Annotated in this window: 2 protein-coding genes; both read left to right on the forward strand. The window is 29.7% G+C overall.

The genetic code is table 11. The annotated features are described in order from the left end of the window. The first annotated feature begins 149 nt into the window (after positions 1-149). Entirely contained in the window at positions 150-446 is a 297-nt protein-coding gene (locus ACW9UN_RS17165; protein WP_459487597.1) for a type II toxin-antitoxin system HigB family toxin, read from the forward strand. Between the two features lie 12 nt (positions 447-458). Beyond that, the gene (locus ACW9UN_RS17170; RefSeq protein ID WP_459487598.1) at positions 459-827 is read left to right on the forward strand and encodes a helix-turn-helix domain-containing protein; all 369 of its coding nucleotides are present in this window, start codon (positions 459-461) and stop codon (positions 825-827) included. The last annotated feature ends 743 nt before the right edge of the window (positions 828-1,570 follow it).

Consider the following 1,570-nt stretch of genomic DNA (forward strand, 5'->3'; position numbering starts at 1 on the left):
TTTTTTTGCAATCTTATATTTTCCTTCGGAAAATAACGATGGCACAAAATCGCAACTTTTAATACACATAAACGTTACCCTTTATTTAAAACAAAAAAATAGTTCTTTATTTGAGAACTTTTATTTATCTTTGCTTTAGAATTAAATTTATGAAAAGAATAATAGCGAAGAAAACATTAAGAGAATTTTGGGAAAAACATGCTGACTCAGAACAATATTTAAAAACTTGGTATGAGACAGCTAAAAATTCTAACTGGACTTCGCCTAACGATGTTAAACAAACATATATAAATGCCAGTATACTAAAAGAAAGTCGAATCGTTTTTAATATAAAAGGAAATTCATATCGACTAATTGTAAAATTTAATTTTGAGAGACAGTGGGCTTTTATAAGGTTTGTAGGAACTCATGCAGAATATGACAAAATAAACGCTGACACAATTTAAAAAAACAAGATTATGGAAATAAAACCTATAAAGAACGAACAAGATTACGAAAAAGCATTAGAAAGGTTAGAAATAATTTTTGATGCTGAACTAAACTCTAAAGAAGGCGACGAAGCTGAAATATTATCAATGTTAATAGATAATTACGAAAATCAATATTATCCTATTGAAGCTCCTGACCCAATTGAAGCTATAAAAATTAGAATGGAGGAAATGAATCTAAAACAAAAAGATTTAATTGGTGTTATTGGTGGAAAAAGCCGAGTATCTGAAATATTAAATAAAAAGAAAAAATTGACAGTTGATATGATTAGGGAATTAGAAAGAATTTTACATATTTCTGCTTCTGTTTTAGTAAATAACTATCAATTATCTAAATAAAAACAAAGGGTAACACCGGCTAAACTTCATGCGGGTTTTGGTGCTTTCTCAAAGTTTTGTGTATATTTACTAAGTCGCCAAATCTTGTTGATTTGGCTTTGTGAAATCAAAGAAACAAAACCAAACAAAAAGCTTCGGCTTAGTACGTGTTCGAAAATCTTGGCGATTTTCTTCCCGCACAAAGCCTAGCCAAAACCGTTGTAAGTAATAGTGGAAAAATCTCACGCAGGAAAAAATTGTGTTCTAAAAAATGTTGAATTTAAAAGTGCAGAACACTCTCTCGCTAGCAAAATTCTACCTGTGAATTTTGCAAAACGTGGAATTGTAAAACGTGTGAATCCAATCAAACTGGAAAATCATAAATTGTGGAATTGATTAAAATGTGGAATGAAAATCTTTGCGAAATTTGCTCAAAAAAGGAATCCTTGAAAACTAGAAAAAATCATAAATAATTGAAAAAACAGAATTGTGGAATTTCCAAGCAAACGTGAAATTTAAGAAAACATATAACAAAAACAGAATTGTGAAAAATTAAGAAAACGAAAAACTACTACTTACAACAGTGTGTATAATTTACTGCTTGTTTCGGTTTTTCTGGCGAAAAACCTCGCAAACGTAAATGTTCGTTATTATTACTAATTTTTAGCTAAATTTACGCAGCAAATCATACACCAAAACGTTATGTTTTATTGCTCAGGAAAATCTAAACGCAGGAAAAAAATGCTGAACACTCTCTCGCGAAT

The sequence above is a fragment of the Polaribacter litoreus genome, assembly GCF_054584775.1.

What these genes read in the sequence shown, in the direction of transcription:
- ACW9UN_RS17165 (WP_459487597.1), top strand. Translation starts at nt 150, where the DNA reads ATGAAAAGAATAATAGCGAAGAAAACATTAAGAGAATTTTGGGAAAAA.
- ACW9UN_RS17170 (WP_459487598.1), top strand. Translation starts at nt 459, where the DNA reads ATGGAAATAAAACCTATAAAGAACGAACAAGATTACGAAAAAGCATTA.